Genomic DNA, 5,084 nt, shown 5'->3' with positions numbered 1-5,084 from the left:
GATCCGAAATACGGTGATCAGAACACCGATGGGTCGCGCAGCGTGCGGCAATTCTATCAGCCGATGCGCGTGGCCGGCGCCTCGGCGCGGCTGATGCTCGAAGCCGCCGCGGCGCATATGTGGGGGGTCGACGCCAAGGATTGCCGGGCACGCAACCATATGGTTGTGCATGTTCCGTCCGGGCGGCAGCTTTCCTTCGGCGATGTTGCCAAGGTCGCCGCCACGCTGCAGGTGCCGCCCGACGATCATATGGAGCTGCGATTCAAGCCGGCGAGCGAGCGCCGTTACGTCGGCAAGCCCATTCCAATCGTCGATCTCGATGACATCGTCCGCGGCAAGGCGACCTTCGGCATCGACATCGTGTTGCCGGGAATGAAGTACGCGTCGATCGAGCGCTGCCCGGTCTATGGCGGCAAAGTCTCCACCTTCGACGCCACGGACGCGCTGAAAGTCCCTGGTGTCGTGCAGGTGGTGGAAATTCCGACAACGCCGATTCCGTCAGGCTTCTATCCACTGGGCGGCGTTGCAGTTATTGCATCCAACACCTGGGCAGCGCAGCAGGGTCGCCAGAAACTCAAGATCACTTGGGATTTTGGCCCCAATGCGAGCCACGACTCGCTCGCCTATCGTGCGCAACTGGAAGCGACGGCGAAGCGGCCCGGTCATGTCGTGCGCAGCCAGGGCAATGTCGACGACGCGATCGCCAACGCCGCACATCACATCTCGGCTGATTATTTCGTACCCTATTACGCACACGCACCAATGGAGGTGCCGACGGCGGTCGCGAGCGTCGTCGGGGACCATTGCGACACCTGGGCGCCGACGCAGTTTCCGCAGGCCGCACGGACGCTCGTGTCGGAGGTTCTCGGCCTGCCGTATGAAAACGTGACCGTCAACGTGACCTTGCTAGGCGGCGCGTTCGGTCGCAAGTCGAAGCCAGATTATGTTGCCGAAGCCGCGCTGCTGTCACGCCAGATCGGCGCGCCCGTCAAGGTGACATGGACCCGCGAGGACGAGATCCAGCATGATTACTATCACGCGATCTGCGCGCAACACCTCGAAGCTGGAGTCGCAGCGGACGGGCGGGCGACCGCGTGGCTTCATCGTACGGTGTTTCCCGCGATCGAGGCAACCTTCCAGCCCGACGTGACCTATGGCAGCGCCGGCGAGCTCCAGCAGGGCGTCTCCGACATGCCCTACGCGATTGCGAACGTGCGTTGCGAGAACGGGCCGGCCGCCAACCATGTCCGGATCGGTTGGTATCGATCGGTCTACAACATCCCCCACGCCTTCGCGGTGTGCTCGTTCGCGGACGAGCTTGCTCACGCGGCCGGAAAGGACCCGGTCGAATATCTGCGGCAATTGCTTGGCGATCCGCGCAAGCTCGATTTTGCCGCGATGAATGTCGACTATCCAAATTACGGCGCTTCGCTTGATCTCTATCCGGTCGACACCGGCCGGCTGCGCGGCGTTCTCGACCTCGTCGTGCGCAACAGCGAATGGGGCCAAAAACTGCCGCCGCGGCAGGGACGCGGCATTGCAATTCACCGCAGTTTCCTTAGTTACGTGGCGGCGATCGTGCATGTCGCTGTCGGCAATGACGGAACGGTCACGATTCCCAGGGTCGATGTGGCGCTCGATTGCGGTCTCGTCGTCAATCCGGATCGGGTGCGCGCGCAGTTCGAGGGCGCTGTGATCATGGGGATCAGCAACGCGCTGCTCAGCAACATCAGCATCAAACAGGGAAGGATCGAGCAAAGCAATTTCAGCGACTACCTGGTCGCACGCACCGATATTACGCCGGATACCCGTATCCATATCGTGGAGAGCGATGCTCCGCCCGGCGGGGTGGGCGAGCCGGGTGTGCCGCCAATCGCGCCGGCGCTCTGCAACGCAATCTTTGCGGCAACAGGGAAGCGCATTCGCGCGCTACCTGTCGACACCGCGCAACTCAAGACCACCTAACCGCCAGGCCCAAGAGGAACAGTATCATGGCTCGTAAAACCGAGACTCTCGAAGTCGATATGGAGTTTTCCGCCATTGCTGGTACGCCGTTGAGAGTGTCACGCGTTGCTCTCGGTACCTGGGCTATTGGCGGTTGGATGTGGGGCGGCACCGACGAAACGGAATCGATTTCCACCATCCGGGCGGCGCTCGATCACGGCATCAACGTTATCGATACGGCGCCAGTCTATGGATTCGGCCGTTCGGAGGAAATCGTTGGCAAAGCGCTCGCCCAAGACGGCCGCCGCAATCAGGCCATCATCGCGACCAAAGTCGGCTTGGCCTGGAAGGACGGCAAACCCTACCGCAACGCCAGCAAGAGCCGGATCCTCCAGGAGGTCGAGGACTCGTTGCGCCGGCTGCAAACGGACGTCATCGACATCTACCAAGTCCATTGGCCCGACCCGCTGGTGGAGATCGAGGAAACCGCCGATGCGATGCATCGGCTGTATCGAGAAGGGAAGATCCGCGCCATCGGGGTCAGCAATTTTTCGGTCGAGCAAATGCAGCGGTTTCGCAGCGTGGCGCCGCTGCATGTGCTGCAGTCGCCCTACAATCTGTTCGAACGTGGGATCGAGGCCGACCTATTGCCCTATTGCCGCGAGAATAAAATCGCGACGTTCGGCTATGGCGCGCTGTGTCGTGGCCTGCTGTCCGGGCGAATGCGGCCGAATACCGTTTTTGGCGGCGACGATCTGCGACGCACTGATCCGAAGTTTCGGGAGCCCCGGTTCACGCAATACCTTAACGCCGTGCAAAAGCTGGATCGGCTCGCCAAGGAGCGTTTCGGAAAACGCGTTATTGAGCTGGCGGTGCGCTGGATGCTCGATCAAGGCGTCACCACGGCGCTGTGGGGCGCGCGTCATCCTGATCAACTGCAGCCGGTCGACGAGGTGACGGGCTGGCGGCTCGACACCGCCGCGAAGGCCGAGATCGATCGGATCCTGCAGGTAACAATCACCGATCCGGTCGGCCCGGAATTCATGGCGCCGCCGGCGCGTGGCGCAGTGTGACAAAGCCGGCAAGGAGCTCGATCGCTGCCACAAAAGTTGGGGTGCGGGACTTGTCCACAACAGGAGAAGGAAATGTTCTGCAACAATGCCTTGGAACGCGGCCTTACTTCTGTCCTCGCGGCGGATCATTCCATTTGTTCCACGCGTCGCGGACTACTGATCGCGCCGTTCCTCGCTGCTGTGTCACTAGCGATGCTTGACACGTCCGCACGAGCCGGACAGATCAACCCGGCCGAGACGGCAATCACGCCTCCCGACGCCATAAGATGGAGCGACTGGATAAGCGGGTTCCCGCCGCACAGCGGCGAGATGGCGACGCTCTACGGTGGCTTGGACAGGTCTGGGCCTTATCTCGTGTTGATGAAGTGGTACCCAGGTTACATGAGCGCCCCACACACCTACGCGACCGATCGGCTCTCGCTTGTTTTGTCCGGCACGTGGTGGGTGAACAGCGGGGCGGATTTCGATCCGAAAAATACCGTGGCAGTTCCCGCCGGAGGCTTCGTCCGGCGCGTTGCCCACACCCCGCATTATGACGGCGTGAAGCAGGATGCAAACGAGCCGGCCGTGATTGCACTGTTCGGAATTGCGCCGGTCCAGTTTGAACTGGTTGATTCGAGTAAGCCGGCTTGGCGCCAGGTCTGATCCAGTCCTGTCGCGAACGAAAGGACCCTAACACGGCGACTGAACAACTTGGACGTCTTCCGGCCACGCCCGTCTGAGCATTCCGCAATTAGCCAGAATAGGGAGAAACCCCATGAAGCTCGGCATCATCGGCACTGGAAATGTCGGGAACGCCATTGCACTCGCGGCGGTAACGCGGGGCAGCGCGCGTGAAATCGTGCTCGTCAATCGCACCAGCAAGACCGCAGAAGCCGTGGCGACCGACCTCCGTTATGGCGCGCCGCTTTCCCCGAAGGTCGATATAAGCCACGGTAATTATGAAGCGCTTGCGGGCGCCGGCGTGGTGCTTATCACGTCGGGCGTCAACGAGAAAACGGGTGGTGCCACCGACCGCAACGATCCACAGGGGCGGCTCAGACTGCTCGAAAAGAACGCGTCAATCTATCGCGACATTGTCCCGCAAATTGTGCGCGCAGCACCGAACGCCGTGCTGGTGGCGGTCACCGACCCACCCGACCCGCTCGCCGATATTGCGCGCAATGCGGCGGGTCACGATCGGGTAATGAGCACAGGCACATTCCTCGACAGCTTGCGCTTTCGCGTCCATCTCGGAAAGCATTTTCGCGTGGATCCCCGGTATGTGGAGGCACAAGTGATCGGCGACCACGGTACTTCGCAGGTTTTCCTGTGGTCGTCTGCGCGCATTGCCGGGGTGCCGGTGACGGCGCTCCTTAAGGAGCGTGGTGAGAAGCTCGAAGACGTGCGCACACAACTCGAAAATGACGTTCGCTACGCCAACATCACCATCATCGAGGGACACGACGCGAGCCAGTATGGCATCGGTATTGTCTCGGCGCGGATCGCAGAAATGGTTTTGCGCGACGAATGCGCGGCGATCCCGGTGGGCAGTTACCAGCGCTCATTAGACGTCACGCTCTCGCTGCCGAGCGTCGTCGGCCGCGTCGGCGTTGTCGCGGTTCTGCAACCCGACCTGACGCCCGACGAACGAAGCAGGCTACAGAGGAGCGCGCAGAGCCTGAAAAATGCGTTGGAGGCGGTCAAGAATGGTCGCCTCAACCATCATTCCGACGTACCGCAAGAAGTTCCGGCTGGCAGCCTGCAACCTTAGTCACCCCGCGGACGCACAATCATGTCTCTAGGAAGGTTTGGTAGAAAAACATACCTGTCATTACGATCGTGGACCCTGTCGGCCAACCGGGTTGAGCACAATGATCAAATACAAGCGTGGCAGTCCGCCAGGAGCGTCGATGAACGAAACGATCAGCGCAATGAACAACCCTAAAATCATCCTCGACCAAACTGACGAAGAGACCCTGCTCTGGGAAGTCTCCGACGAGGAGCTTGAGGCGGCTTCCGGTATAGGCAAGGCCGTTACTTTAACTCTTTACAACTCTTCTTATTGCTTCGCTTGCCCGTCATGAG

5 protein-coding genes are annotated in these 5,084 nt (G+C 60.9%); all 5 read left to right on the top strand.

The features are described from left to right. Nucleotides 1–1,965 (top strand): xanthine dehydrogenase family protein molybdopterin-binding subunit (locus ABSB13_RS16520; RefSeq protein WP_428110409.1); only part of this gene is annotated, 1,965 nt, incomplete at its 5' end. Between the two features lie 59 nt (nucleotides 1,966–2,024). Further along, nucleotides 2,025–3,017, top strand: coding sequence for an aldo/keto reductase (locus ABSB13_RS16515; protein WP_428110411.1), 993 nt, complete (start codon nucleotides 2,025–2,027; stop codon nucleotides 3,015–3,017). Between the two features lie 72 nt (nucleotides 3,018–3,089). Further along, nucleotides 3,090–3,662, top strand: a complete 573-nt coding sequence (locus tag ABSB13_RS16510) for a cupin domain-containing protein (RefSeq protein ID WP_428110407.1) — start codon at nucleotides 3,090–3,092, stop codon at nucleotides 3,660–3,662. 112 nt (nucleotides 3,663–3,774) lie between these two features. Next, nucleotides 3,775–4,770 carry a lactate/malate family dehydrogenase gene (locus ABSB13_RS16505; RefSeq protein ID WP_428110406.1) on the top strand — a complete coding sequence of 332 codons (996 nt, stop codon included), beginning with the start codon at nucleotides 3,775–3,777 and terminating at the stop codon, nucleotides 4,768–4,770. 100 nt (nucleotides 4,771–4,870) lie between these two features. Continuing rightward, complete coding sequence (locus ABSB13_RS16500) at nucleotides 4,871–5,083, top strand: hypothetical protein (RefSeq protein WP_428110404.1); 213 nt, start codon at nucleotides 4,871–4,873, stop codon at nucleotides 5,081–5,083. Nucleotide 5,084: the final 1 nt, after the last annotated feature.

The organism is Binatus sp. (SeqCode), assembly GCF_050013435.1.
Lineage (GTDB): Bacteria > Desulfobacterota > Binatia > Binatales > Binataceae > Binatus.
The sequence above is the reverse complement of the archived record's forward strand: the minus strand, read 5'-3'. Positions and strand labels throughout refer to the sequence as shown.